The 24,654-nt window shown below is 59.9% G+C and carries 26 protein-coding genes and 2 pseudogenes; 13 read left to right on the top strand and 15 right to left on the bottom strand.

Annotated features, from left to right (window positions below):
* Positions 1–4 precede the first annotated feature (4 nt).
* The 6 genes from rutR (at position 5) to AC54XV_RS05640 (ending at position 6,370) form a co-directional block, all read left to right on the top strand.
* Positions 5–733, top strand: a complete 729-nt coding sequence (rutR, locus tag AC54XV_RS05615; RefSeq protein WP_024640133.1) for a pyrimidine utilization regulatory protein R — start codon at positions 5–7, stop codon at positions 731–733.
* A 213-nt stretch (positions 734–946) separates the two neighbouring features.
* Positions 947–2,038 carry a BMP family ABC transporter substrate-binding protein gene (locus tag AC54XV_RS05620; protein ID WP_116865566.1) on the top strand — a complete coding sequence of 364 codons (1,092 nt, stop codon included), beginning with the start codon at positions 947–949 and terminating at the stop codon, positions 2,036–2,038.
* Complete coding sequence (locus AC54XV_RS05625; RefSeq protein ID WP_011266762.1) at positions 2,035–3,546, top strand: ABC transporter ATP-binding protein; 1,512 nt, start codon at positions 2,035–2,037, stop codon at positions 3,544–3,546. Before AC54XV_RS05620 ends, AC54XV_RS05625 begins: the two co-directional genes overlap by 4 nt.
* The gene (locus AC54XV_RS05630) at positions 3,539–4,648 is read left to right on the top strand and encodes an ABC transporter permease (protein WP_024652674.1); all 1,110 of its coding nucleotides are present in this window, start codon (positions 3,539–3,541) and stop codon (positions 4,646–4,648) included. Before AC54XV_RS05625 ends, AC54XV_RS05630 begins: the two co-directional genes overlap by 8 nt.
* Positions 4,648–5,574, top strand: coding sequence for an ABC transporter permease (locus AC54XV_RS05635; RefSeq protein ID WP_003316999.1), 927 nt, complete (start codon positions 4,648–4,650; stop codon positions 5,572–5,574). Before AC54XV_RS05630 ends, AC54XV_RS05635 begins: the two co-directional genes overlap by 1 nt.
* A gap of 106 nt (positions 5,575–5,680) precedes the next feature.
* Entirely contained in the window at positions 5,681–6,370 is a 690-nt protein-coding gene (locus AC54XV_RS05640) for a YiaD family glycine zipper/OmpA-like lipoprotein (RefSeq protein ID WP_003319364.1), read from the top strand.
* A gap of 246 nt (positions 6,371–6,616) precedes the next feature.
* On the opposite strand, the gene yihG is transcribed toward AC54XV_RS05640, so the two are convergent.
* The 3 genes and pseudogenes from yihG to AC54XV_RS05655 all read right to left on the bottom strand — a co-directional run bounded on the left by yihG (position 6,617) and on the right by AC54XV_RS05655 (position 10,059).
* Entirely contained in the window at positions 6,617–7,522 is a 906-nt protein-coding gene (gene yihG / locus AC54XV_RS05645; RefSeq protein WP_011266764.1) for a 1-acylglycerol-3-phosphate O-acyltransferase, YihG family, read from the bottom strand.
* Positions 7,523–7,585: 63 nt separating this feature from the next.
* Entirely contained in the window at positions 7,586–9,676 is a 2,091-nt protein-coding gene (pta, locus tag AC54XV_RS05650) for a phosphate acetyltransferase (RefSeq protein ID WP_003408730.1), read from the bottom strand.
* A gap of 77 nt (positions 9,677–9,753) precedes the next feature.
* A pseudogene (locus tag AC54XV_RS05655) lies at positions 9,754–10,059 on the bottom strand (DUF3565 domain-containing protein).
* Positions 10,060–10,073: 14 nt separating this feature from the next.
* Here AC54XV_RS05655 and AC54XV_RS05660 point away from each other — a divergent pair.
* The 3 genes from AC54XV_RS05660 to AC54XV_RS05670 all read left to right on the top strand — a co-directional run bounded on the left by AC54XV_RS05660 (position 10,074) and on the right by AC54XV_RS05670 (position 12,440).
* Positions 10,074–10,559 (top strand): FKBP-type peptidyl-prolyl cis-trans isomerase, encoded by a 486-nt coding sequence (locus AC54XV_RS05660; RefSeq protein WP_004406868.1) that lies wholly within the window; start codon positions 10,074–10,076, stop codon positions 10,557–10,559.
* Between the two features lie 131 nt (positions 10,560–10,690).
* A complete protein-coding gene (locus AC54XV_RS05665; protein ID WP_004406866.1) occupies positions 10,691–11,179 on the top strand; it encodes a glutathione peroxidase in 489 nt (162 codons plus the stop codon).
* A gap of 157 nt (positions 11,180–11,336) precedes the next feature.
* Positions 11,337–12,440 (top strand): NADH:flavin oxidoreductase, encoded by a 1,104-nt coding sequence (locus AC54XV_RS05670; protein ID WP_496718104.1) that lies wholly within the window; start codon positions 11,337–11,339, stop codon positions 12,438–12,440.
* Here the strand turns inward: AC54XV_RS05670 and AC54XV_RS05675 are convergent.
* The 4 genes and pseudogenes from AC54XV_RS05675 to cysZ all read right to left on the bottom strand — a co-directional run bounded on the left by AC54XV_RS05675 (position 12,409) and on the right by cysZ (position 15,741).
* Positions 12,409–13,629 (bottom strand): glycosyltransferase family 4 protein, encoded by a 1,221-nt coding sequence (locus tag AC54XV_RS05675; protein ID WP_024640127.1) that lies wholly within the window; start codon positions 13,627–13,629, stop codon positions 12,409–12,411. The genes AC54XV_RS05670 and AC54XV_RS05675 overlap by 32 nt on opposite strands.
* 181 nt (positions 13,630–13,810) lie before the next feature.
* Positions 13,811–14,099, bottom strand: a pseudogene (locus AC54XV_RS05680) (hypothetical protein).
* A 340-nt stretch (positions 14,100–14,439) separates the two neighbouring features.
* Positions 14,440–14,784: a hypothetical protein gene (locus AC54XV_RS05685; protein ID WP_024640126.1), complete on the bottom strand. Its 345-nt coding sequence runs from the start codon at positions 14,782–14,784 to the stop codon at positions 14,440–14,442.
* Between the two features lie 195 nt (positions 14,785–14,979).
* The gene (gene cysZ, locus AC54XV_RS05690; RefSeq protein WP_003408742.1) at positions 14,980–15,741 is read right to left on the bottom strand and encodes a sulfate transporter CysZ; all 762 of its coding nucleotides are present in this window, start codon (positions 15,739–15,741) and stop codon (positions 14,980–14,982) included.
* 375 nt (positions 15,742–16,116) lie between these two features.
* Between cysZ and trxB the strand changes: the two genes are divergently transcribed.
* A complete protein-coding gene (trxB, locus tag AC54XV_RS05695) occupies positions 16,117–17,079 on the top strand; it encodes a thioredoxin-disulfide reductase (protein WP_003316986.1) in 963 nt (320 codons plus the stop codon).
* 113 nt (positions 17,080–17,192) lie between these two features.
* Here the strand turns inward: trxB and AC54XV_RS05700 are convergent, their stop codons facing one another.
* From AC54XV_RS05700 to AC54XV_RS05730, 7 genes are all read right to left on the bottom strand, one after another.
* Positions 17,193–17,534 carry a HopJ type III effector protein gene (locus AC54XV_RS05700; protein WP_496718106.1) on the bottom strand — a complete coding sequence of 114 codons (342 nt, stop codon included), beginning with the start codon at positions 17,532–17,534 and terminating at the stop codon, positions 17,193–17,195.
* The gene (locus AC54XV_RS05705) at positions 17,527–17,826 is read right to left on the bottom strand and encodes a DUF1244 domain-containing protein (protein WP_003346198.1); all 300 of its coding nucleotides are present in this window, start codon (positions 17,824–17,826) and stop codon (positions 17,527–17,529) included. The genes AC54XV_RS05700 and AC54XV_RS05705 overlap by 8 nt, the downstream gene beginning before the upstream one ends.
* Positions 17,827–17,869: 43 nt before the next feature.
* Positions 17,870–18,241 (bottom strand): dihydroneopterin triphosphate 2'-epimerase, encoded by a 372-nt coding sequence (folX, locus tag AC54XV_RS05710; protein WP_003316983.1) that lies wholly within the window; start codon positions 18,239–18,241, stop codon positions 17,870–17,872.
* On the bottom strand, positions 18,241–18,804 hold the full coding sequence (gene folE, locus AC54XV_RS05715) for a GTP cyclohydrolase I FolE (RefSeq protein ID WP_003346200.1): 564 nt from the start codon (positions 18,802–18,804) through the stop codon (positions 18,241–18,243). The genes folX and folE overlap by 1 nt, the downstream gene beginning before the upstream one ends.
* 21 nt (positions 18,805–18,825) lie before the next feature.
* Complete coding sequence (folM, locus tag AC54XV_RS05720; protein ID WP_496718107.1) at positions 18,826–19,536, bottom strand: dihydromonapterin reductase; 711 nt, start codon at positions 19,534–19,536, stop codon at positions 18,826–18,828.
* 234 nt (positions 19,537–19,770) lie between these two features.
* Positions 19,771–20,337: a putative antibiotic biosynthesis monooxygenase gene (locus tag AC54XV_RS05725; RefSeq protein WP_003346204.1), complete on the bottom strand. Its 567-nt coding sequence runs from the start codon at positions 20,335–20,337 to the stop codon at positions 19,771–19,773.
* A gap of 151 nt (positions 20,338–20,488) precedes the next feature.
* On the bottom strand, positions 20,489–21,094 hold the full coding sequence (locus tag AC54XV_RS05730; RefSeq protein ID WP_004406840.1) for a hypothetical protein: 606 nt from the start codon (positions 21,092–21,094) through the stop codon (positions 20,489–20,491).
* A gap of 206 nt (positions 21,095–21,300) precedes the next feature.
* Between AC54XV_RS05730 and AC54XV_RS05735 the strand changes: the two genes are divergently transcribed.
* The 3 genes from AC54XV_RS05735 (at position 21,301) to AC54XV_RS05745 (ending at position 23,547) form a co-directional block, all read left to right on the top strand.
* Complete coding sequence (locus AC54XV_RS05735; protein WP_024652336.1) at positions 21,301–21,753, top strand: flavodoxin; 453 nt, start codon at positions 21,301–21,303, stop codon at positions 21,751–21,753.
* 111 nt (positions 21,754–21,864) lie between these two features.
* Positions 21,865–22,776, top strand: a complete 912-nt coding sequence (locus AC54XV_RS05740; protein WP_496718109.1) for an SDR family oxidoreductase — start codon at positions 21,865–21,867, stop codon at positions 22,774–22,776.
* 213 nt (positions 22,777–22,989) lie between these two features.
* Positions 22,990–23,547, top strand: coding sequence for a hypothetical protein (locus AC54XV_RS05745; protein WP_024643037.1), 558 nt, complete (start codon positions 22,990–22,992; stop codon positions 23,545–23,547).
* A gap of 229 nt (positions 23,548–23,776) precedes the next feature.
* On the opposite strand, the gene AC54XV_RS05750 is transcribed toward AC54XV_RS05745, so the two are convergent.
* Positions 23,777–24,580, bottom strand: coding sequence for a SirB1 family protein (locus AC54XV_RS05750; RefSeq protein WP_024643038.1), 804 nt, complete (start codon positions 24,578–24,580; stop codon positions 23,777–23,779).
* Positions 24,581–24,654: the final 74 nt, after the last annotated feature.

Raw genomic sequence — 24,654 nt, forward strand, 5'->3', positions numbered from 1 at the left:
ATGGATGTGCGTGAACAAGAAACCTCCCCTGGCTGACCCGGCGAACAAACGCGTACGCAAGGCCAAGCCAGAGACTGTGGTCAAGACGACCCGCGAACCCAGTGCGACGTCCCTGAAGCGGCGCATGCGCCTGATGGAAGGCAAGCGCACGCTGATTCTCGATGCGGCGCTGGAGATATTTTCCCGCTATGGCGTGCATGGCAGCAGCCTGGATCAGGTCGCGAGCCTGGCGGACGTCTCCAAGACCAACCTGCTGTATTACTTCAGCAGCAAGGACGACCTGTACCTGAACGTGCTGCGCCAGCTGCTCGAGGTATGGCTGAGCCCGCTGGTGCACTTCACCGCCGACAAGGAGCCGGTGCAGGCGATCAGCGCCTACATCAAGGCCAAGCTGGAGATGTCCCGCGATCACCCGGCCGAATCCCGGCTGTTCTGCATGGAAGTGATGCAGGGCGCACCGCTGATTCAGGGCGAGTTGCAGCACCCGTTGCGTGACACGGTGCAGGCCAAGGTGGCGGTGATTCAGCACTGGATCGACAGCGGTCAGCTGGCCCCCATCAATCCGCACCACCTGATTTTTACGCTGTGGGCGACCACCCAGCATTACGCCGACTTCCGTACTCAGGTCGAGGCCGTGACCGGCAAGACCCTGGATGATCCGGCGTTTTTCGACGAGGTGCTGACGAGCCTGCGCAGCATGGTTCTGGACGGGATCCTGCCGCGCAAGGCGTGAATGGACCTCGCCGGACCTGACCCGCGCACCCCGCTCGCGCAGTGCGCGGGCGTCCTGCACAAACCAAGTGCTCCGATTCAGACCATTTGATCTGCTTTCTTCATCTCGATGGCGTCAGGTCGTTGTTCCATAGCGCTTTTCCTGTACTGGCATGGATGCTGCTAATGCCTGCCTGTGCGGTCCTCATCGGCCATTACCCTCAGGAAAACGTCTATGTACAAGAAACTGTTGCCCGGGACATTGTGTGCGGCCGTAGCGTTGGGAACGGTCAGCCTTGCTCAGGCTGAAGGGTTGACCCTCGAAGGGAAGCCGAAAATCGCCATGGTGTATATCAGCCCGCGCAATGATGGCGGCTGGACTCAGGCCTTCGACGAAGCGCGCGTGAAGCTGGAAAAGGATCTGGACACAAAAATCCAGTACGTCGAGAGTGTGCCTGAGAACGCGGCAGCCATTACGCCGGTGGTCGACCGACTCATCGCACGCGGTGCCAACATCATCGTCGGCACTGCATTCGGCTATTCCGACACCTTTCTTGCACTGGCCAGGAAATACCCGAAAGTCGCGTTCCTGAATGGCTCGGGCACCACCAATGCGCCCAACCTCGAATCGTTTTACGGGCGTACCTACGAGAGCCAGTACCTGTGCGGTATGGCCGCAGGCGCGGCCTCGAAGACCGGCAAGCTGGGGTTTGTCGCCGCCAACCCGTTCGGCCAGGTCAACTGGACTATCAACGCCTATGAACTGGGCGCCCGGCAGATCAATCCGAAGGCCACCGTCACCGTGGTCTATACCGGTGCCTGGAACGACCCGGTCAAGGAACGCGCAGCAACCATGGCGCTGATCGACAATGGTGCCGACGTGGTCGGTCAGCACGTCGACAGCCCGACACCGCAGATCGTCGCTCAGGAGCGCGGCATTCATGGCACCGGCCACCATCGCGACCTGAGCGAGTTCGCCCCCAAGGCGACGGTCTGTTCTTCGCTGTGGGTCTGGGATCGCTTCCTCGGGCCTGAGCTGAAGAACATCATTGCCGGCAACTGGACGCCGCCCGCCAACGGCGCGCTGCTGTCGATGCAGCAGGGCGGTACCGATATCAAGCTGACTGCGGACACGATCATTTCCGATGCGGACCGCAAGAAGATCGAGGCCGAGCGCGCCGAGCTGCTGGCCGGCCGGAAAATCATCTACAGCGGCCCGCTGGCCGATCGTGACGGCAAGGAGCGGGTGGCGGCCGGTCAGCAGTTGTCTGACCCGGATCTGTGGAAAATGGACTGGTTCGTCGAAGGCGTGAAGACTCAGCAATGAGTCAGGTCAATGCGCTGCAACTCACCGGCATCAGCAAATCGTTCGATGGCTTCAAGGCGCTGATCGACGCCGACTTCACCGCCTGTTGGGGGGAAGTGCACGCGCTGCTGGGCGAGAACGGTGCAGGCAAGTCCTCGCTGATGAACATCGCCGCCGGGCTGTATGCACCGGAAACCGGCACCCTGCTGCTGGACGACAATCCGGTTCAGCTTCAGGGCCCGAGGGACGCCAGCCGCTACCGGATCGGCATGGTTCACCAGCACTTCAAGCTGGTGAAACCGTTCACGGTGGCGCAGAACATTCTCCTGGCACTGCCCGAGCAACCCGGTGAAGGCAGCTATCGCAAGCGGCTGCGTGCGCTGGAACAGGAAATTGTCGGCAAGGCCGAGACGCTGGGTTTTGCGATTGACCCGGCGCGCACCGTCGACAGCCTGTCGGTCGCCGAGCAGCAGCGCGTCGAGATTCTCAAGGTGCTGCTGGCCGGTGCGCGGATTCTGATCCTCGACGAGCCGACGGCAGTGCTGACCGATCAGGAAGCCGAGCGTCTGCTGCTGACCGTTCAGGCATTCGCCCGGCAGGGTGCGGCGGTGGTTCTGGTTACGCACAAGATGGCTGACGTCAAACGCTATGCCGACCGGGTAACGGTCATGCGCGGCGGGCGCACGATACAGACCCTTGATCCGCAGCGTGTCAGCGTCGAGCAACTGGTGCAGTTGACTGTGGGCGAATCGGTGCCGGTTGCCGAGCATCAACCGGCGACACCCGGTGAGGTGCGTTTGCAGGTCAAAGAGTTGCGCAGCGTCGGCAGCAGTACGCTCAACGGCGTCAACCTGACCCTGCACGCCGGGCAGATTTACGGCATCGCAGGCGTGGGTGGCAATGGTCAGGCCGAGCTGGCCAACGCGCTGATGGGGCTGGCGCAAGCGACCGAGGGTGAAATCCACATGGCCGGGTTTGGCGATTTGCGCGACGCGTCGGCCGATCAGCGTCGGCAGTTGCGCATCGCCTCGATCCCGGCCGACCGCTACGGCGCGGCGCTGGCCGGGTCGCTGTCGGTGGCCGAGAACTTTGCTATCGGCAATATCCACAGCGGGCAGTACGGCTCTTTCTGGCGTCTGGGCTACAAGCGCCTGAAACAGGATGCACAGCGCGCCGTGGCGGACTTCGACGTACAAGGCGTGCGCTCTCTCGATCAGAAAGCTGCGCTGTTGTCGGGAGGCAACGCACAGAAACTGGTGATCGCCCGCGAATTCAGCCGCGACCCGCAATTGGTGCTGGTGCACAGCCCGAGCCGCGGCCTGGATGTGCGTGCCACCCAAGCGGTGCACGCCCGTTTGCGAGCAGCACGGGACGCGGGTGCTGCGGTGCTGGTGATCAGCGAGGATCTGGACGAGGTATTGGCCCTGGCTGACCGTGTCGGCGTGATGAACGGCGGGCGCATCGTCGCCGAGTTCGCGCACCCTGCCGACCGGCAAGCCATCGGCAAAGCGATGGTGAGCCATGACTGAATCAGTACAACCGATGACATCCGCACGGCAACCCTTGCTGGCGCGGCGCTACACCCTGGAGCTTCGTCAGCAGACCGGCTGGCTATTGCAGGCGCTGATCATTGCTCTGGCGTTGCTGATCGGACTGACGATCTGCACCGTGATTCTGATTCTTGCCGGCGTGCCTGCTGACGAGCTGCTCAACGAGTTCGTCGTGCAGACGGTGTTCGATGCGCAAAACTTCAAGGCAGTGCTGTTTCAGGCATCGCCGATGATCATGGTCGGGCTCGCCGGGTGCATGGCGTTTCGGGCGCGTTTCTGGAACCTGGGGCTGGAAGGCCAGATGATCTGGGGCGCGATTGGCGCCACGGCGATTTCGCTGTTTCAGGTGGGCCCGGAGGCTTTGCGTCTGCCGCTGATGATGGCGGCAGCCGTGATCTGCGGATTGTTGTGGAGCCTGGGGCCGGTGCTGCTGAAGCTCAAGTGGCAGGTCAACGAGATCATCTCGACGCTGATGCTCAATTACATCGCCGCCAATTTCCTCCTGCACCTGGTGTACGGCAGTTGGAAGGACCCGCGCGACAACTTTCCCTATTCCCCCGCGTTCCAGAGCTTCGAGCGGCTGCCCGACCTGTTTGCCGGGTATAACGCGGCGATCCCTCTGGCGCTGCTGGTCACTGGTCTGACCCTGTGGTTCGTCGGTGTTTCGCGGGCCGGGCTGTACCTGCGCTTTGTCGATGCCAACCCGAAAGTTGCCGGAGCGGTGGGCGTACCGGTGCGCAAGATGATCATCGGCACCGTGCTGCTGTCGGGCGCGCTGGCCGGGCTTGCAGGTTTTGTCGTGACCTCGGGGCAGGAAGGGCGCCTTACTCAATCGTTCTATCAGGGCTACGGTTTTTCCGGGATTCTCATCGCCTTTCTGGCCCGCAACAACCCGGTGGCCGCCACCGTGGTCGCGTTGCTGATCGCCATGCTGTTCGTGGCCGGGCGCAACCTGCAGGTGTTCTATCAGATTCCGTTTTCGATGGTGCAACTGATCCAGGCGATTCTGGTGATCTGCGTCGCGTCGTCGGACTTTTTCATCCGCCATCGCCTGCGACGCATTCAGGCAGGAGAACGTTGATGGAGCTTATTTCCCACTGGCTGGGCAGCGCACCGGATTTTGCCGTGCCGTTCGCCCTGGCAGCGCTGGGCCTGATCCTCATCGAGCGCAGCGGTGTACTGGCGCTGGGCGTCGAAGGGCTGATGCTGGTCGGCGCACTGGCGGGCATCGGCATGCAGTTGAGCCTCGGCTCGCCGGGCCTTTCGCTGCTGGCGTCGATGGCGGCGGCAGGTCTGGTGTCGTTGCTGTTTGCGCTGATGGTGCTGGTGTTGCGGATCAACCAGGTGATCGCCGGGCTGGCGCTGGTGTTCTTTTGTCAGGGCTTGACCGGGCTGCTGGGCACGCTGCTGGGCTGGACCAACCGTCCGGTCAGCGGCCTTCAGGCGGTCGAGCTGTGGCCGTTGTCCGAGCTGCCCGTGGTGGGCCGGGTATTTGTGCAGAACCCGCTGGTGTACCTGACCGTGGTGATTTTCATCGCGGTGGTCTGGCTGCTCGATCGCACGCGCACCGGGCTGCGTTTGCGCGCGGTGGGCGAGAACCCGCAGGCCGCCGATGCCGCAGGTATTTCCGTGCTCGGTTACCGCCTGGCGGCGATTGTCGCCGGCTCCGCGTTGATGGGGCTGGCCGGCGGTTTCATTGCCGTGCTCAGCACCAAGATGTGGATCGCCGACATGACCGGCGGACGCGGCTGGATCGCGGTTTCACTGGTGATCTTCGCGCGCTGGTCGCCGTGGCGTGCGCTGGCCGGTGCCTTGCTGTTCGGCGGTATCGAGGCGCTGATTCCGCAGTTGGCGGCAACCGGCGTGCGCCTGCCTCAGTATTTCGTCTTGATGACGCCCTATGCGGTCACCCTGTTGGTCATGGTCTGGGTGGCGAGCGGCAAGCGTCAATCGAGCAGCCAGCCCGGTGCGCTGGGCGAACCCTACATTCGCGAGGAGCGCCGCTGAGCGCAGAAGCCCGCAAGACGGGCGGTTCAGCACGGGTTAAGGAATTTTTGATAGCGGGTATGCTCTAATCCGGTTACCAGCGTTCGTCAAAACCAGGAGCAACTGAATGTTTACCTCGCGTCGTTTGATCATTGTTGCCACCGCCGTAGCCATGCTTTCCGGCTGTGCAACATCCAATCCCTATGACAATCAAGGCCAGGCGCAAAGTTCCGGTGGTATGAGCAAAACGGCCAAGTACGGCGGACTCGGCGCATTGGCCGGTGCGGTAGCCGGCGCGGCCATCGATCACAATCATCGCGGCAAGGGTGCCCTGATTGGCGCAGCAGTGGCAGGTGCCGCATCGGCGGGTTATGGCTACTACGCAGACAAGCAGGAAGCTGCGCTGCGCGAGAGCATGGCCAACACCGGTGTCGAGGTACAGCGTCAGGGTGACCAGATCAAACTGATCATGCCGGGTAACATCACGTTCGCGACGGACTCTTCGGCCATTGCCAGCAGCTTCTATTCGCCGCTCAACAATCTGGCCAGCTCGCTCAAGCAGTTCAACCAGAACAACATTGAAATCGTCGGTTACACCGACAGCACCGGCAGCCGCCAGCACAACATGGACCTGTCGCAACAGCGCGCCCAGAGCGTCGCGACTTACCTGACCTCGCAGGGCGTCGATCAAGCGCACCTGTCAGTGCGCGGTGCAGGGCCTGATCAACCGATTGCCAGCAACGCCGACGTCAACGGCCGCGCCCAGAACCGTCGCGTAGAGGTCAACCTCAAGCCGATTCCGGGTCAGCAGTACTGATCGACACCGCTGCGTCCACCTGACAGCGGACGCAGAGTATCAGCACGATAGTTGAGATCATCGTTCCTCACGCTCCAGCGTGGCAATGCAGTTCGCGACGCTCTGCGTCGCAAAGAGGACGCAGAGCGTCCAGAACGGCATGCCAACGCGGAGCATTGGCACGATGGATGGCTGAAACGTCAGGCTTGCGGCGGCCTTGATGGCCTCTTCGCGAGCAAGCTCGCTTCCACTTCCCACAAGTCAATATCAATGCGGCGCCGGATACTGCTCATGCAGCCTGTCCAGCAGCCGGTCTTTTTCTTCCCACAACGCATTGATCCACTGCTGGAATTCCAGGCGGTATTCGCCGTCCTGGTCGTAATTTTTGCCGAGAAACTGTTGCGGGATTTTGATCTCTTCGAAGTGGGCGACCACTTCCTTCACGTTGCCGCACAGCAGGTCCCAGTAGCCGGGCTGCCCGGCCGGGTAGTGGATGGTCACGTTGACAATCGATTCCAGCTGTTCGCCCATCGCGTCGAGCACGAAGGCAATGCCGCCAGCCTTGGGTTTGAGCAGGTGGCGAAACGGCGAGTTCTGTTGCGCGTGTTTGCCGGCCGTGAAGCGCGTACCTTCTGCGAAGTTGAAAATCCCCACCGGGTTATGGCGAAACTTCGCGCAGGTGCGGCGGGTGGTTTCCAGGTCCTTGCCTTTCTTTTCCGGGTGTTTGGCAAGGTACGCCTTGGAGTAGCGCTTCATGAACGGAAAGCCCAGCGCCCACCACGCCAGACCGATCACCGGAACCCAGATCAACTCCTGCTTGAGGAAAAACTTCAAGGGGCGAATACGTCGGTTGAGCACGTACTGCAAGACCATGATGTCGACCCAGCTCTGGTGATTGCTGGTGACCAGATACGAGTGCTGGTAATCCAGCCCTTCCAGGCCGCTCAGGTGCCAGCGGGTGTGGCACAGCAGTCTGATCCAGGCATTGTTGTTGCCGATCCAGGTTTCATGGATGTGGCTCATCAGCCAGTCGGTGAAGCACTGTGCCGCAGAGAAGGGCAGGCAGATCTTGAGGATCGTGACCGCGAACAGCACCGTGCAGCAGACGATGGTGTTCAGCGCCAGCAACAGCGAGGCAATGACGCCGCGTAACGGGGCAGGCAGGAAATCCATTAGGAAGATGGCTCCGCAAGTTATCGGAAGCCGCAGACTGCTCTGCGGCACTCGGGTCAGGTATCAGGACAGCGTGTCGGCCTGTATGGCTGTCAGCGCGATGGTGTAGACAATGTCGTCGACCTGCGCGCCGCGCGGCAGATCGTTTACCGGTTTGCGCAGGCCCTGCAGCATCGGGCCGAGGCTCACACAGTCGGCACTGCGTTGCACCGCCTTGTACGTGGTATTGCCGGTGTTCAGGTCCGGGAACACGAACACGTTGGCGCGTCCTGCGACCGCGCTGTCTGGAGCCAGCTGCCGGGCGACCTGTTCGTTGGCGGCCGCATCATACTGCAGCGGCCCGTCGATCAATAGATCGCGGCGGGTTTCGCGTGCCAGTTGCGTGGCTTCGCGGACCTTCTCGACTTCTTCGCCGCTGGCTGAATTGCCGCTGGAGTAGCTGATCATCGCCACACGCGGCGAGATGCCGAACGCAGTGGCCGAGTCGGCGCTTTGCAAGGCAATCTCGGACAGCTCGCTGGCACTCGGATGCGGGTTCATGATGCAGTCGCCGTACATCAGCACCTGCTCGGGAAAGAGCATGAAGAACACTGAAGACACCAGCGTGCAGCCTGGCGCGGTCTTGATCAGTTGCAGGGCCGGGCGGATGGTGTTGGCGGTGGAGTGAATGACGCCGGACACCAGCCCGTCGACCTCGTCCAGCGCCAGCATCACCGTGCCGATGACCACCGGGTCTTCGAGCTGTTGCTCGGCCATGGGCGCATTCAGGCTTTTGCTTTTGCGCAGTTCCACCATCGGTGCAACATAGCGCTCGCGAATCAGGTCCGGGTCAAGAATTTCCAGCCCCTGCGGCAGCTCGATGCCGTGCGCCTGCGCAACGGCATGCACTTCCTCGGGCCTGGCCAGCAACACGCAACGCGCGATACCGCGCGCCTGGCAGATGGCGGCAGCCTGAATGGTCAGCGGTTCGTTGCCTTCAGGCAGCACGATGCGCTTGTTGGCCGCCTGCGCGCGCTGGATCAACTGATAGCGAAACACCGCGGGCGACAGGCGCAGCTCACGGGGTGTGCCGCAGCGCTGGTGCAGCCAGTTGGCGTCCAGATGACTGGCAACGAAGTCGGTGATGTTTTCCGCGCGCTCGCGGTCATCGATGGGGATTTCCTTGTTCAACTGATTCAGGCGATTGGCCGTGTCATACGAACCGCTGCTGACCGACAGCACCGGCAGCCCCGCCTGCAGTGCGCCGCGACACAGCTCCATGATGCGTGGGTCGGGCACGGTATCGCTGGTCAGCAGCAGGCCGGCCAGCGGTACGCCGTTGATTGCCGCAAGGCTCACCGCCAGGATGATGTCGTCGCGGTCGCCTGGCGTCACCACCAGCACACCCGGCTTGAGCAGTGGAACCGTGTTGAGCACGGTCCGCGCACAAATGATGATTCTGGTCATGCGGCGCTGATCGTAGTCGCCTGCGTTCAGCACCTGCGCGCCGAGCAGCTCGGCCACATCGCGGGTACGCGGCGCGTTGAGTTCGGCGCGATACGGAATGCAGCCCAGCAGGCGAAAGTCGCCGCTGCGCAGCAACGGGGAGTGCTCTTTCAGGCGCGAGGCGAAGACTTCCATGCTTTCTTCGGTGCGCACCTTGTTGAGTATCACGCCCAGCACCTTGGGATCCTTGGGGCCGCCAAACAGCTGGGCCTGCAATTCGACCCTGCCCGACAGATCGGCGAGCACTTCGTTTTCCGGAGCAGAGACCAGAATGACTTCGGCATCCAGGCTCTTGGCCAAATGCAGATTGACCCGTGCGGCATAGCTCGCGCTGCGGGTCGGGACCATGCCTTCGACGACCAGCACGTCCTTGCCGACCGCTGCCTGCTGATAAAGATTGATGATCTCTTCGAGCAGTTCATCCAGTTGACCATCACCGAGCATGCGCTCGACATGCGCCAGCCCCAGAGGCTTGGGCGGCTTGAGGCCATGGGTGCGAGCCATCAGTTCGGTCGAGCGCTCGGGGCCCAGATCGCCGGGATGTGGCTGGGCGATCGGTTTGAAAAAGCCTACTTTCAAGCCAGCGCGCTCCAGCGTGCGCACCAGTCCCAGGCTGATGGAGGTCAACCCCACGCCAAAGTCAGTGGGGGCGATAAAAAAAGTCTGCATACTGGCTTCTCGATTGAGCAGTGCAAGGGTCGCAGCACATAGGGAACCGCTGCCGACCGAAAAAGTCCGGAAACCGTCTAACGCGATTTCTCTGCCGCAAGACTATCGTTATCCGCAGCGTTCGCACACCAGCCGCAACGAAAGGCTTTACCGGTCATCTGTTGACGCTGTGCAGGATCCAGTACCCACGCGCGTGACTGCCAGGGAGGCTGATGACGCAGGTGCTGAGTGTGGCCGCAGGACAGTAGCGCAATCCAGTGCCCTTCTTCATCCTGGCTGAAACCGATAACGGTTGAACTTTCCAATCAGGGCCGTCCGTCAGAGTTGCGTTCGCTTTCGGGCGATTGCTTGGTTAAACTTGCCCGTTCTTCAATCTTAAGCAAAAGGTCTTGTCCCCATGCCGATCGCCGCCAATAAGGCTGTCTCCATTGACTATACCCTGACCAACGACGCTGGTGAGGTCATCGACAGTTCTGCCGGTGGTGCGCCGCTGGTTTACCTGCAAGGTGCAGGCAACATCATCCCGGGCCTGGAAAAGGCACTGGAAGGCAAGGAAGTAGGCGAGCAGGTGAAAGTCGCCGTCGAGCCCGAAGACGCCTACGGCGAGTACTCGGCCGAACTGGTCAGCACCTTGAGCAGCAGCATGTTCGAAGGCGTCGACAAGCTTGAAGTCGGCATGCAGTTTCACGCTTCCGGCCCGGATGGCGGTATGCAGATCGTGACCATCCGTGATCTGGATGGCGACGACGTCACTGTTGACGGCAACCATCCGCTCGCGGGTCAGCGCCTGAACTTCGACGTGAAGGTTGTGGCCATCCGTGATGCCAGTGAAGAAGAAATGGCTCACGGCCATGTTCACGGCGAAGGCGGTCATCAACACTGATTTGTGCTGCTAAGCTCAGGCACTGAAAAGGCGCCCTGGCTGTTCTGCGATGACGACTTTCGTTACGCGTGCGGTCACGGTGCCTTTTTTCGGGTTGTAGCCTGGGGCGACTTGTTTCAAAAGGGGTTCTCATGAGTGCTTTTCACGACATCAAATTGAAAGCGCTGGGTGGCCAGGAACTGCCGCTGGCGAATTTCAGAAAAAAAGTGGTTCTGGTGGTCAACGTCGCGTCCAAATGCGGGCTGACACCGCAGTACGCGGCACTTGAAAACCTCTATCAGCAGTACAAGGACCAGGGCCTGGAGATACTGGGTCTGCCGTGCAACCAGTTTGCCGGGCAGGAACCGGGTACCGAGCAAGAGATCGCCGAATTTTGCCAACTCAACTATGGCGTGACGTTTACGCTGGGTGAAAAACTCGACGTCAACGGCCCCAACCGGCACTCGCTTTACCGTTTGCTGGCGGGTGAGGGTGCCGAGTTTCCCGGGGATATCACCTGGAACTTCGAAAAGTTTCTGGTTGGCAAGAACGGCGGTGTAAGCGCACGTTTTTCTCCGCGTACCACTCCGGATGATCCTGCGGTGATCCAGGCCATCGAAAAGGCCCTGGCGCAAAGCTGATCGTAGAGCCGGGGTAGCATTTAGCATTCGCCCGGCTTTCTTGCGCGCTCGTCGCTTCTGAACTCAAATCAGCCAGATCAATAGTACTGGGCCACTGCTGACGCCCGGCGATATTCTGCGCGCCTGATGGCAATCGACCATTTCACAGGAGTTGCGCATGTCGGCAGAAGCCTTGTTCACGCCTTTCCGTCTGGGCAGCCTGGAGCTGTCCTCGCGTGTGGTCATGGCGCCCATGACCCGCTCGTTCTCGCCAGGGCACGTGCCTAACTCGAAGGTCGTTGAGTACTACCGGCGGCGCGCTGCGGCAGGCGTCGGGCTGATTATCACCGAAGGTACTACGGTCAATCACAAGGCCTCCAACGGCTATCCGAACGTCCCGCAGTTTTTCGGTGAAGCGCCACTGGCCGGTTGGCGCAAGGTGGTCGAGGCGGTGCATGCGGAGGGCGGCAGGATCGTCCCGCAACTCTGGCACGTCGGCGCAGTTCGTCGTCCTGGCACCGAGCCGGACGGCAGCGTGCCTGCCTACGGGCCGATGGAGAAGGTCAAGGACGGTCAGGTGCTGGTGCATGGCGTGAGCAAGCAGGACATCGATGAGGTCGTTGCGGCCTTTGCCCAGGCTGCCGCCGATGCCAGGGCGATTGGCATGGACGGTGTCGAAATTCATGGGGCTCACGGTTACCTGGTCGATCAGTTCTTTTGGGAGGGCAGCAATCAGCGTAGCGACGAGTACGGCGGCAGCCTCGCCAACCGCTCACGGTTTGCTCTTGAACTGATCAAGGCCGTGCGCGGCGCAGTTGGCCCGGACTACCCGATCATTTTCCGTTTCTCACAATGGAAACAGCAGGATTACACCGCGCGCCTGGTGCAAACGCCCGAGGCGCTGGGCGAGTTCCTGCAGCCTCTGGCTGATGCAGGTGTGGATATCTTTCATTGCTCTACCCGGCGTTTCTGGGAGCCTGAGTTTGAAGGCTCCGACCTGAACCTGGCGGGCTGGACGCGCAAGCTGACCGGCAAACCGACCATTACTGTCGGCAGCGTCGGACTGGACGGCGAGTTCCTGCAATTCATGGTCAACACCGACAAGGTCGCTCAACCGGCCAGCCTGGAAAATCTGCTGAAGCGGCTGGGCAACGACGAGTTCGATCTGGTGGCGGTGGGGCGCGCGTTGCTGGTCGATCCGGATTGGGCACTGAAAGTGCGCGAGGGGCGCGAGCAGGACATCCTGCCCTTCAGTCGAGACGCACTGACGACACTGGTCTGATTTTCTTGCTGGCTACCGACCTGATCTCTTTGACGCTTGCAGCGTTCTGGCTCGGGCAGGCCTCGCGCAATTGACGCTCGAACTGATCGATGACCGCTGTCCAGCCCTGGCGGCTGGCATGCTGCCGGGCGTTGAGACGCACGCGGCGCAGCGTCTCACTGTCCTCCAGCAACCAGCGTGCCGCGTCGATGAACGCCGCCTCGTCACCCGGCATGGCCAACGCACCGTTGTGGCCATGGCGGATATGCTGCCCGGCTGCGGCTTCATCGTAGGCGACCACCCCCAGGCCTGAGGCCAGTGCTTCGAGAACCACATTGCCGAAGGTTTCGGTGAGGCTGGGAAACAGAAACATATCGGCCGAGGCATAGTGCGTCGCCAGCACCTCGCCGCGCTGCGTCCCGCAGAAAATCGCCTCCGGAATTTGCTGCTCCAGCTGCGCGCGTTGAGGCCCGTCGCCAACGACTACCAATTTCAGATTACGCTGCGGGTAACTGTCCTTGAGCGCCTCGAAACAGGCTTTGAGCAGGCTCAGGTTTTTTTCGGGGGCAAGGCGGCCGACATGCAGGACCGCGACATCATCGGCTTGCAGACCCCAATTCTCGCGCAGAGGCTGCGAGCGTCTGGACGGGCTGAACAATTGGCTGTCGACGCCTCGCGACAACAGCTCGATCCTCTCAAAGCCACGCCGCTCCAGCTCGACCTTCTGACTGATGCTCGGCACCAGCGTCATGCGCGACCGATTGTGGAACCAGCGCAGGTAGTGCGTCAGCAAACGGGTGATGAAACCCATGCCGTACTGCTGCGTGTACTGTGGGAAGTTGGTATGGAAGCCACTGATCACCGCAATCCCCAGACGCCGCGCTGCGCGCAGTGCCGAGAGCCCCAGCGGCCCTTCCGTGGCGATGTACAGCACATCCGGCCGACGCCGCTGCCAACGCCGCAGCAGCTTGTGCATCGAAGACTGACCCCATTGCAACCCCGGGTAACCTGGTATCGGCCAGCCCCGGCAGAGCAGCAGATCCTCTGCAGTGCCCGCGCCGATCTCGTCGTTCTGACGTGGCCGGACCAGCTCGACCCGATGCCCGCGCAACCGCAACCCTTCACACAGCCGCCCCAGGGTATTGGCGACGCCGTTGATCTCGGGAGTAAAGGTTTCAGTGATCAGGGTGACATTAAGAATTTGGCTCATGAGAGCAGTGTCGACTGATTACATTTCGGTTATGTGGCGGTTGTGTGATGGATTGGTGATAGGGCGTCGGTAAGGTGAGCAAGTTGGCGTGAGACTGCGCGGAATAGTTAATAGGTAAACGCATAGGCTGTACAACCCAATGGGGTTACATTAGGAAATGGCGAAACATTGTCGGTATGGGTCATTTGAAAATCCCTCGCGCACGTTCCATTGCCGCAGGCATAGGCACGAAGTCTTTATCCTCCACACTGGATCTGCGTTGTTCGATAGTCATGCTATCCATGAAGCGAGTCGAGCGGGGCATTGCCGAGTGTTGCGGGTGCTGCGGCTGGAGGTTTTTTCTCTGTCTGTGTGATGGCATCGTTCAACAGGTTTGCAAACCGACCTGAACGGTTTTCCGGTAGTCTTTCGAGGGATGCCGGTCGGTAGGAGGAGAGTTGTTCTGCGACAGATTCTGTTTTTATTTCCATAGCGATTACTCCTGTTTTTTTTAATCAGGAGAGCAAGGATGATGCCATATTTAATATATTGCTTGTTCCTGCACCGTTGCGATCTTGTATTAGAGGTCGGGAAGATATGTCCTACGCAATATTCCTACGTGTAATGTTTTTTCATATCTCGGCAAACAGTGTCTGCTTGCGGCAAGCTGTTGCCGTTACACGGAATGGAGTTATATAAGCTGGTTGTGGGAATACTGATATATAGCTGTAAGAAGCCTCCCTTTTAACGCCGAAGTGCCGAACAGATAACTCGTTATCTGTTCGGCACGCTCTCAGGCGTAGTCGTCACTCAGCCGGTCAAGCGGGGCACTCAGCCCAGATCACGAACCAGTTGGCCGATCACTTCGCCCACTTTGGCCAGATCCGGTGCCGCCAGACGATGTTCATCGGCATACGAATACGCCACGGTGAACAGGCCGGCGGTGCGGGTGGAGTAGGCAGGGGCGTCTTTCTCGAAAACACGGTTTTCAGCTTCGGCAGTCAGCGAAGTGGAGCTGATGACGATGCGCTCTTCGGGGTCGTTCACACCGTTGATGTACACGTTGTCCGGGTTGATCGACCATTCGGCCAGTTCACTGACCAGAAAGGCGCGGATCTTTTCCTGAACGGTAGCGTTGTCAGCGGCCAGTGCAGCAGGATTTACTTGAGCATTCATGATTTAACTTCCTTGTTAAGTTCATGTGTCGCCTGGTTTCATGGAAGGTGGCTTCACATGAACGGGTTGGTTGAGGCCCCATTTAGCCCCAACTGGCAGGTTGAGTTGCGGTGCATATTTATATGTGTGTGATTTTTTTCTTCGGGTGTGCCGAACCGCATGGCGCGGTCCGGCATGTCTTCATTCAGCCGCGTGTCAGCCGCGTGCGTGAGTCACCGGCAACGCATCCGCGCCGCGCTCGCGCACCCAGAACAGCGTTGCACCGGCCACTGCAGCAGGCATCATCAGCAGGTTGACCACCGGGATCAGCAAGGCAACGTAGACGATGCCGCCGAAGCTCAGGCTCTGCCAGCGTTTGCTCTTCAGCCAGCCGAGCATTTCGTTCCAGCCCAGTTTGTGGTTATCGGCGGGGTAGTCGATGTACTGGATCGCCATCATCCACACCCCGAACAATAGCCATAGCGGGGCGGCGATGATGTTGGCGACCGGGATGAACGACAGGATGAACAGGCCGAGCATGCGCGGCAACATGTAGCCCAGCTTGCGTGCTTCGCGGGCCAGGGTGCGGGGCACCATGGCGACCAGTTCGGCCCAGCTGAAATCGGGCGATTCGTCTACGCCACGAACCACGGCTTCGACCTTTTCGGACAGAAACCCGTTGAATGGCGCGGCGATGATGTTGGCGACTACGGTGAAGGTGAAAAACACCATCAGCAGCACCAGCGCCACGAACAGTGGCCAGAGGATGTAACTGAGAAAGCTCAGCCAATGAGGCAGGGTCGGCATGAAGGTGTCGACCCACAGCTCGAACTGATGCACCGCCAGATAGATCAGGCCGCAGAACAACACCACATTGATGCTCAATGGCAGTAGAACGAACAAGCGCAAGCCTGGGCTGAGGACCAGTTTCAGGCCCTCTCTCAGGTATTGCGGGCCGGTAAGGGCGGGAGCGGGCATGGGAGTCTCCGAGTGCTTGAAAGGCGTGACCTTACCGGCTTTGTGATGGCCATGAAAGAGCTGAGCGCCGACGGTTTTTGAGCATGCCAGACTTGTGGCGTATCCTTGGCGAAGGAAGATTATCCGAATGGCTCGTCACCCATGCGCTGCTTTCAGGCGCCCACGCTATAGAAGTGACCTATAGGGTGGATTGTGAAACGATATTTCCTTAACCTCTGCGGCCCCGATAGGCTGTTCGGCAATCCAGGACCTGTCCTTCAGGTCAGAATTTTCAGGACCCGCCGAAGCAAATGACGCTTCCCCAAGCGTTTCGGTGGTCCTTTTTATCCAGCCGTCCCGACCGCGGCGTAAACGGTCGGTCGATAGGAGTGTGTCATGTCAGACGTACGTCATTCCCGAGTGATCATTCTCGGTTCCGGCCCTGCCGGTTACAGCGCTGCGGTCTACGCCGCTCGCGCCAACCTCAAGCCTCTGCTGATCACCGGCATGCAGGCTGGCGGCCAATTGACCACGACTACAGAAGTTGATAACTGGCCAGGCGACCCGCACGGCCTGACCGGTCCTGCACTGATGGAACGCATGCGTGAGCATGCCGAGCGTTTCGAGACTGAAATCGTCTTCGACCACATCAATTCGGTTGATCTGGCCGGCAAGCCGTTCAGCCTGCAGGGCGATAGCGCGACCTACACCTGCGACGCCCTGATCATTGCCACCGGCGCCAGCGCCCGCTACCTGGGCCTGCCTTCGGAAGAAGCGTTCATGGGCAAGGGTGTTTCTGCCTGCGCCACCTGCGACGGTTTCTTCTATCGCAACCGTGAAGTCGCGGTGGTCGGTGGGGGTAACACCGCGGTGGAAGAGGCGCTGTATCTGGCCAACATCGCCAGCAAGGTGACCCTGGTTCACCGTCGCGAAACCTTCCGTGCCGAGAAGATCCTGATCGACAAGCTGCACGCGCGTGTCGCCGAAGGCAAGATCGAACTCAAGCTCAATGCCACGCTGGACGAGGTCCTGGGTGACAACATGGGCGTGACCGGTGCGCGCCTGAAGAACAACGACGGCAGCAGCAGCGAGCTGAAAGTCGACGGCGTGTTCATCGCGATCGGCCACACGCCGAACACCTCGTTGTTCGACGGCCAGCTGGCCTTGAAGGACGGTTACATGGTTGTGCAGGGTGGCCGTGAAGGCAACGCCACAGCGACCAGCGTCGAAGGCGTATTCGCTGCCGGCGACGTGGCCGACCACGTGTATCGCCAGGCCATTACCTCGGCCGGTGCCGGCTGCATGGCGGCACTCGATGTCGAGCGCTACCTGGACGGGCTGGCTGACGTATCGTTCTGATCGTTGCCGTCTGATTCACTTCGTGCCAATGCTTTGCATTGGCACGAAGTTCGCTGCGTTCTGCTGGATATATCTGCGCCGCGCGACAAGGAGCAGCGGTGCTCAAGCTCTGATCAAGCCTTGCGCTTGAGCGGCTCGCCTGCAAACTTCACACCCGCCAGACCATTCGCCATCAGCGCACGGATATTGCCGTGGTCGCTGCCTTCAGGTGTGGCTTGCACCGAGCGGTAATGCTCGCCGAATGCCAGCAGTGCCTCTTCGTCAGTCAAGCCTTCCAGCAATGCCAGGCCCAGGGTCTTGCACGACCCTTCGTTTTGCCCGGCAGCATTGTCGACGTCGCCGTTTCTGAAGGCCTGAGGCTGATACTCATAGCCGTCGGCGATGAATGCCAGGGTGTCGGCAAACGCATGCTTGCCGCTGCTCAGGCTGGTGCGCAGGGAATTCAGATCAGTCATGTTGTTTGGTTTCCTTGACGAACGCCGCCTGTTGTTCGGCGTTCGCTTCTTTCTGGTAGCGGGCTTTCCACTCGCTGTACGGCATGCCATAAACCACTTCACGCGCATCATCGAGGCTGAGGTCGATCTGCTTTTCGTCAGCAGCGGCCTTGTACCACTTGGACAGGCAATTGCGGCAGAAGCCGGACAGGTTCATCAGGTCGATGTTCTGGACATCCTTGCGGCTGTCCAGATGCGCGACCAGTCGGCGGAAGGCTGCGGCTTCGAGTTCGAGGCGTTCTTGCTCGGTCATGACGGGCTCTTTTCAGTTGACGGTTGAGGTCATGATAAGAGTTTCAGCGTTGACCGGCGAGCGTGATCGATACGGATTCGGCAAAGCGCAGGGCATGCGGCTTGTCGACTTCCACTTCAGCGTAGGTTACCGCCTCGTGGCTCATCACCAGGTCCAGCACTTCCTGGGTCAGTCGTTCCAGCAGGGCAAAGCGATTACCCTCGACATGCTGGATGATGGCCTTGGTGATGGTGCGATAGTTGAGGGCATGCTCGATGTCGTTATCCCGCACGGCTTCCTGAGCGGCATACAGAATCGTCAGGTTGATCAGCACGTCCTGTTTGTTGAGGATTTCGTCCTCGTTGATGCCGATGAACGTGCGCAGGCGCAGGTCCTTGACGCGGATGCGTGCGGTGCCAGGTTCGAGTCTTGCCATTATTGTCTGCTCCGTCCGATCAATTGCAGAAACTCCATGCGCGTGGTGCTCGAGTCACGGAAGGCGCCGAGCATCACTGACGTATTCATGGTCGAATTCTGCTTTTCGACGCCGCGCATCATCATGCACATGTGCTGGGCTTCGATGACCACCGCTACACCGGCGGCTCCGGTGACTTTCTGAATCGCATCGGCAATCTGTTTGGTCAGATTTTCCTGAATCTGCAGACGGCGGGCAAACATGTCGACGATGCGTGCGATCTTCGACAGACCCAGCACCTTGCCGGTCGGAATGTAGGCCACATGCGCCTTGCCTATGAACGGCAGCAGGTGGTGCTCGCAAAGCGAGTACAACTCGATGTTCTGGACGATGACCATCTCATCGTTATCGGAGGCGAACAGCGCGCCATTGACGATTTCTTCGACGCTCTGGGTGTAGCCATGACACAGGTACTGCATGGCTTTGGAAGCGCGTTTCGGCGTGTCCAGCAGACCTTCGCGGTCTGGATCTTCACCAAGGCCGAGCAGAATGTCTCGATAGTGCTGGGGCAGGGACGAACTCATCAGAATGATCCTCGGGGCGGCTTACTTGACGTGCCGTCCGCCGTTTACGGTCAGTGTTGTGCCGGTGACATAGGTGCTGTCCAGAAGATAACGCAGGCTCTGGTAAATCACCTCTGCACCAGGCTCTATGCCCAGGGCCGATTTGGCCAGGGCGTTGGCGCGGTAGGCCGCATCATCCTTGGGTTGAAACATCAACAGCGCCGGTGCTATGCCGTTGACTTTGACAAGCGGGGCGAACCTGGCAGCGAAGGACAGCGTCAGGCTTTCCAGGCCGGCCTTGGTTGCGCAGTAGGCGATGTGCTTGCTGCTGCCCTTGCGGGTCACGTCATCGCTGATATGCACGATGTCAGCGACCTCACTGGCGGTCAGCAACGACTCGCAATGCAGGTTGATCAGGTAGGGCGCCAGCATGTGCACGTTGAACATGCGGGTGAAGTTGTCGGCTTCATCGCCCGGTGTTTCTGCCAGCCACTCGGAAGCATTGTGGACAATGGCCCGCAGGCTTGAGGTCTGGGTTTTCAACAGCTCGACAAAGGCCATGATCCCGGCCTCGCAAGAAAAATCCCCGTGGATGGCCACCGCTCCAGCCTGGCGCAATTCCGTCACACTTTCGTGCTCGGTGCGGTAACTGATGATCACCCGTTGCCCGTGTTCGAGCAGACGCAAGGCGCAATGCAGACCTACGCGCTGGCTGGCGCCGGTGATCAGGATAGGTGCAGAAGAGATTGCCATCGACAGCTCACGTATCGGTTATCGGGAGTGGACGGGGATTGTACGGTCGATTGTTTCTTCCGGTTTACAGGCAAAGTTATACCAGAGAATTTTTTTGTACAACCCTGGGCATCATGAAACTCGTCAAGCCAGCGCGCGCAGCCGCTGGGCACGGGATGGCCGGGGAAATGAGAGGGAGCGAGGAGCGACCAAGACCTGTACCGAAGGGTAGGGGGTGTACAGGTCTTTATGAGCTTAGCGAGGCGAAGGTGATTGCGTCGGGCGTGCCGGTGCCGGCGTGCTCTGTAGCCAGGGTGCCAGCAGGCGCGTGGACAGCGGGATGAACAGGTAGACCATCAGCGGGGTGAGCACCGCGGTGCTGATCATGATGCGCGGCAACAGGTCCAGATGATTGAGCAACGGGCCCAGCAGAAAGTTGAAGATCAGCGACACGGGGAAGAACGCCAGCCAGATCGCGACGGCCTGTTTCCAGCGTGGCGGGCGCTGATCGATTGCGCCGAACCAGCCGTCGATACCGCTGACCCGATGCTCCGAGGGTTGTGCGAAAAGACCGCTGCCGCGCACCAGCCAGGAGCGCCGAGAGGCGGAATGCTCCCAGGCGTGCATGGTGTGCTCATCGGTGAAGCGGAAAATGATCTGAAATTCGTCATCGCCGGGCGGGGGAGCCAGTACCCCTGAACCCAGATACCCCGGAAAGTCCGTGGCCAACTGTTCGCCTTCGTGCAGCCAGGCCATCATTTCATGGTAACGACCCTGCGCCACGCGGCGGGCAACCATCAAGGTGACGGGTGAGGTAGACATTGTATATCTCCGGTAGAGGCGTGAAATTCCCGGGTAGGGAGGTCACATGCCGCGATCCGGGATGGTGGATAGCGACAGCTTCACGTGAACAGCAAGCAAGGATTATTCCTGAAACGCTGAGAGACCGGTAGAGCGTTGCCGGGCAGGCGGGTTACTTGTGCAGGGACGGATGTTTGCGACGATGCTCTTGCAGGATGTACTGACGCAGGCGCTCGGCATCGTCCTTGCCATGCTTGCTGAAGTGATAGGCACCGACGTTTTGCCCGATCATTCGCTCCAGCTTGCCGCGCATTGGAATAGGCGCTTGACCCGGCGGGTTGAACCAGGCTGAAAAGTTTCTCGGCAGCTTGCCTTCCTTGCGGTACTCGAGCAGTACGCCCTTGAACGACAACTCGTGGACCCACAGCGCTCTCAGTGCGCCCTTTTCGGTTTCGAGAGGGATCGGCTCTTCCAGCACGAGTCGCCATGGGCGGATCTTCGGACCTTCTTCGAAGATACTCGGCGCGCCGAGCTCCAGATGCAGTGCGTGGAATTCGTCCTCGACCAGATGCAGAGGGAAATTCATCTGCTGATTCTCGAACTGCGCATGAATCGTGACCTGCTCATGAGCGGCCAGCTTTGTCAGCAGATCCTGAATCTGGATGCCGCCATTGACCAGCAGACTGCGCGTACTGTCACGTACGTTCAACTGGGGGTTGCGCTGCATGCTCTGGATAAAATCCAGCTCAGCCTGGGTGAGAAGTGAATCAGGTTGCATGGGCGGAGGCTCGGTCTAACCGGTTATTGAGAACACAGACCATTGATTCCGCAAAGTGTTCTGGCCATCCGTCATATTTTTTCATTCAAGTGTTTCAGCTCTGCTGTGCTTCTTCGGGCAGACCGAAGGCAGAATGGTCCGTAGAAAATTCAGACGGCATTCTAAGGCATAATGTTTCACTTTTTTAAGCTGCTGCAGGAATAACCATGAAAGTCGCCATCGTGTGTGGAACGGTCTACGGATCGGCCGAGGAAGTTGCCAGACACGCCGCCGCGCTGTTGCGTGCCGCCGGCCATGAGACCCTCGTCAATCCGCGCCTTATGCTGCCGGATCTGCTCGCCTTCGAGCCTCAGGCGCTCCTTGCTGTGACGTCGACCACCGGGATGGGCGAGTTGCCCGACAACCTCATGCCTCTTTATGCAGCGCTGCGCGACGGTCTGCCAGGCGAGCTGCGTGGATTGCCTGGTGGGGTGATCGCACTGGGCGATGCCAGTTACGGCGACACCTTCTGCGCAGGCGGTGAGCAGATGCGCGAACTGTTCGCTGAGTTGGGCGTTAGCGAAGTGCAGGACATGTTGCGTCTGGACGGAAGCGAAAGCGTCACCCCGGAAACCGACGCCGAGCCGTGGCTGGAAGCGTTCATCAAGCATCTGGGCTGAAAATATCGCGCTCCTTTATGGGGAATGATTCAGCACAGCAGGTGTTGATTGTGGCTGTGCAGGGCGTGGACGACACTCATCGCAACGTCTTTCTGAGGCATGGAGCCAGCGATGAGCGAGTCAGTGCGTTTTGACGATAAAGTCGTGATTGTGACCGGCGCAGGGGGTGGGCTGGGTCGGGCTCATGCGCTGCTGTTTGCGAAACACGGTGCGCGAGTGGTGGTCAACGATCTGGGCGGTTCTGCGCATGGCGAAGGGGCCAGCGCGTCTGCCGCCGATTGCGTCGTGGCCGAGATTCGCGCGGCAGGCGGCACTGCAATAGCCAACCATGATTCGGTGACCGAGGGCGGCCGCATTGTGCAGCATGCGCTGGACGCATTCGGGCGCATCGATGTGCTGGTCAACAACGCTGGCATCCTGCGTGACAAGACCTTCGCCAACATGGAGGACGTCGACTGGGACCTGGTCTATCGCGTCCATGTCGAGGGGGCCTATAAGGTCACCCATGCCGCCTGGCCTTATCTGCGCGAGCAGAATGACGGATGGGTGATCTTCACGTCATCGACGTCCGGTATCTACGGCAACTTCGGGCAAGCCAATTATGCGACGGCCAAGCTGGGGCTTTACGGGCTGACCCGCACCCTCGCGCTGGAAGGTCGCAAGCACCGCATCTTCGTCAACGCCATAGCGCCGACGGGCGGTACACGCATGACCGAGGGGCTGATTCCCGCCAATGTCTTCGAGCTGCTCAAGCCCGAGCTGGTCAGCCCGCTGGTGGTGTACCTGTGCAGCGCACAATGCCAGAGCAGTGGCGAGCTGTTCGAAGTGGGCGGTGGCTGGATCGGCAAGGTCCGCTGGCAGCGCAGTCAGGGAGCCTGTTTCGACCCGCAGGCAGGCTTCAGCCCGGAAGACGTCGCGGCGCAGTGGCAGGCGATGGGTGATTTCGCCAACGCAGCGCACCCTGCCGACACTGGCGAGGCGCTGAAGGAAATGATGGCCAACCTGCAGAAGTACGTTAAATGAACAGCCTCTGGCAGTTGCTGCAAGACCGCGGTTATCGGTTGCGCGTGCGCGCTTATTCACGCTGACGGCTTGATTATGTGTGAGAAGTTTCACCGAGTTATGTAAGTGCTGTCTTGTGGCACTGTAGGGCAGGTATGGATTTTTGCACGCCTATCAATCATGCCGTGCTGGCCCCGATATGAAGTTCGAACACATTCATATCTGGAGTGACACATGGCCAAATCAATATGGGGCGACTTTCCGCCGGTAAACATCGCGGCGCCTCCTGAACGCGTCAAGGTCAAGAAAGCTGCGGCACAGGTGACCCAGGTGCTTCAGGAGGTGGGCGAAAATTCGATTGCGCTCAATTCCCTGGCGATGGAAAAACGCAAGATGAAACCGCTGTTCAAGGGCTTCAATCCTGAACAGATAAGCCCCAAGGATCTCAACAGAGCGGGGATGATCCTGTACAAGTTCGGCATGATCGATAATCACACCGCTGAGTTGATGAGTCGCGCAGGCGACGAGTTCGACAAGAAAGGCAAACTGGTCGACCCCAGCAAGGAAATCAATGCGCTGGAGTTTTTTGCCAGTCGGATCATCGACATGAAAGAGAAAGCGCTGAGCGGTGATCCATACGCCAACGCGCTCTTGCCTGATTACATCAAGACCATCCATATCCTGCAGAATCTTCAGGTGTTTGCCGAGTCGGGTGACAGCTACGAGATGCGCAAGATCAAGGACATGGAAAGCAAGGGGCTGATCAAAAAAACGCCGAATGCCAAGGGCTGAGGCACGCAGTACGCATGAAGGCTGAAGGCGTTAAACCTGCAGGCAATAAAAAAGGCCGCTGCGCAGAGACCTGCACGGCGGCCAAACAAAACGCAGGATCAAGGGAGCTTGCAAATCCACGTCGATTTAACGCGCGCAGGTTAACCGCCATCACGCGTCTGAAAAATCCCCGCGCAGGATATGCAGCATTACCCGGCAGGTAACAATTCGCCGCGAATGAGCAGGATGCTCAATGAACGCGGTGGTTTACCGATAAATGGCTCAGGCGCTCGGCAAGCTGGAGTCTTTGCAGTGGGTCTTCACTGAGCAACAGCGCGCGTTCCAGATCGAAACGTTCGGCCTGCGGGCATTCAAGAAACTGATACAGACTGGCGCGAGCCAGGTGATCGCTGCTGGTGGCCTGGCCCAGTTCGACGATGCGGTCGGCATCCTTGAGCGCCGCGAGGGCATTATCGTTGATCTGGTGCAGGTGCCGCAGGTTGCGCGACAACCGTTGCAGCATGCTGGTCGGGGTGGCGCGTGTCATATGTTCGGCGCGCAGCTGCATGGTCGGGCCGAACTGCCGGATCAACAGCTCGCGGCAATCGGCGGGATAGAGCCTGCGCCCGCTGCAGGGGTCGAGCAGGTGATCGGCACCCGGCACGCGCAGCAGGAAGTGACCCGGGAAGTTAACGCCTTCCAGTGCGATATCCAGGCGCCGTGCGATCTCCAGCGCGATCATTGCCAGCCCCAGTGGCTGGCCTCGACGCTGCCGCACGATCTTGTGCAAAAGGGCCGAGTCGGGTTTGGGAGGGTTCCAGTCATCCTGCTGAAAACCCAGGGCGTTGAGATGCCGCAACAGCGGCTGGGCAAGTTCAGGCGCAGGCAGGACAGGCAGCGCTGAATTTATCTGGCGCTGCAACTGGTCCATTTCGCTCATCACCTCATGCCAGGCGAAGTGCGCGTCATGTTCGGTCGACACCCATAACGCAGCTTCAAACACCGCGGGCGGTGTCTGTTGCAGGCAGGCCAGGCAATGCTGACGTGGCGTCATTGACCACTCCGTGCGGCTCGAAATCCAGTACGAAGACTCTTTGTAGCCCTGTGCGCGAATTTCGTCCAGCGCCA

The sequence above is a fragment of the Pseudomonas fragariae (ex Marin et al. 2024) genome (genome assembly GCF_059621105.1).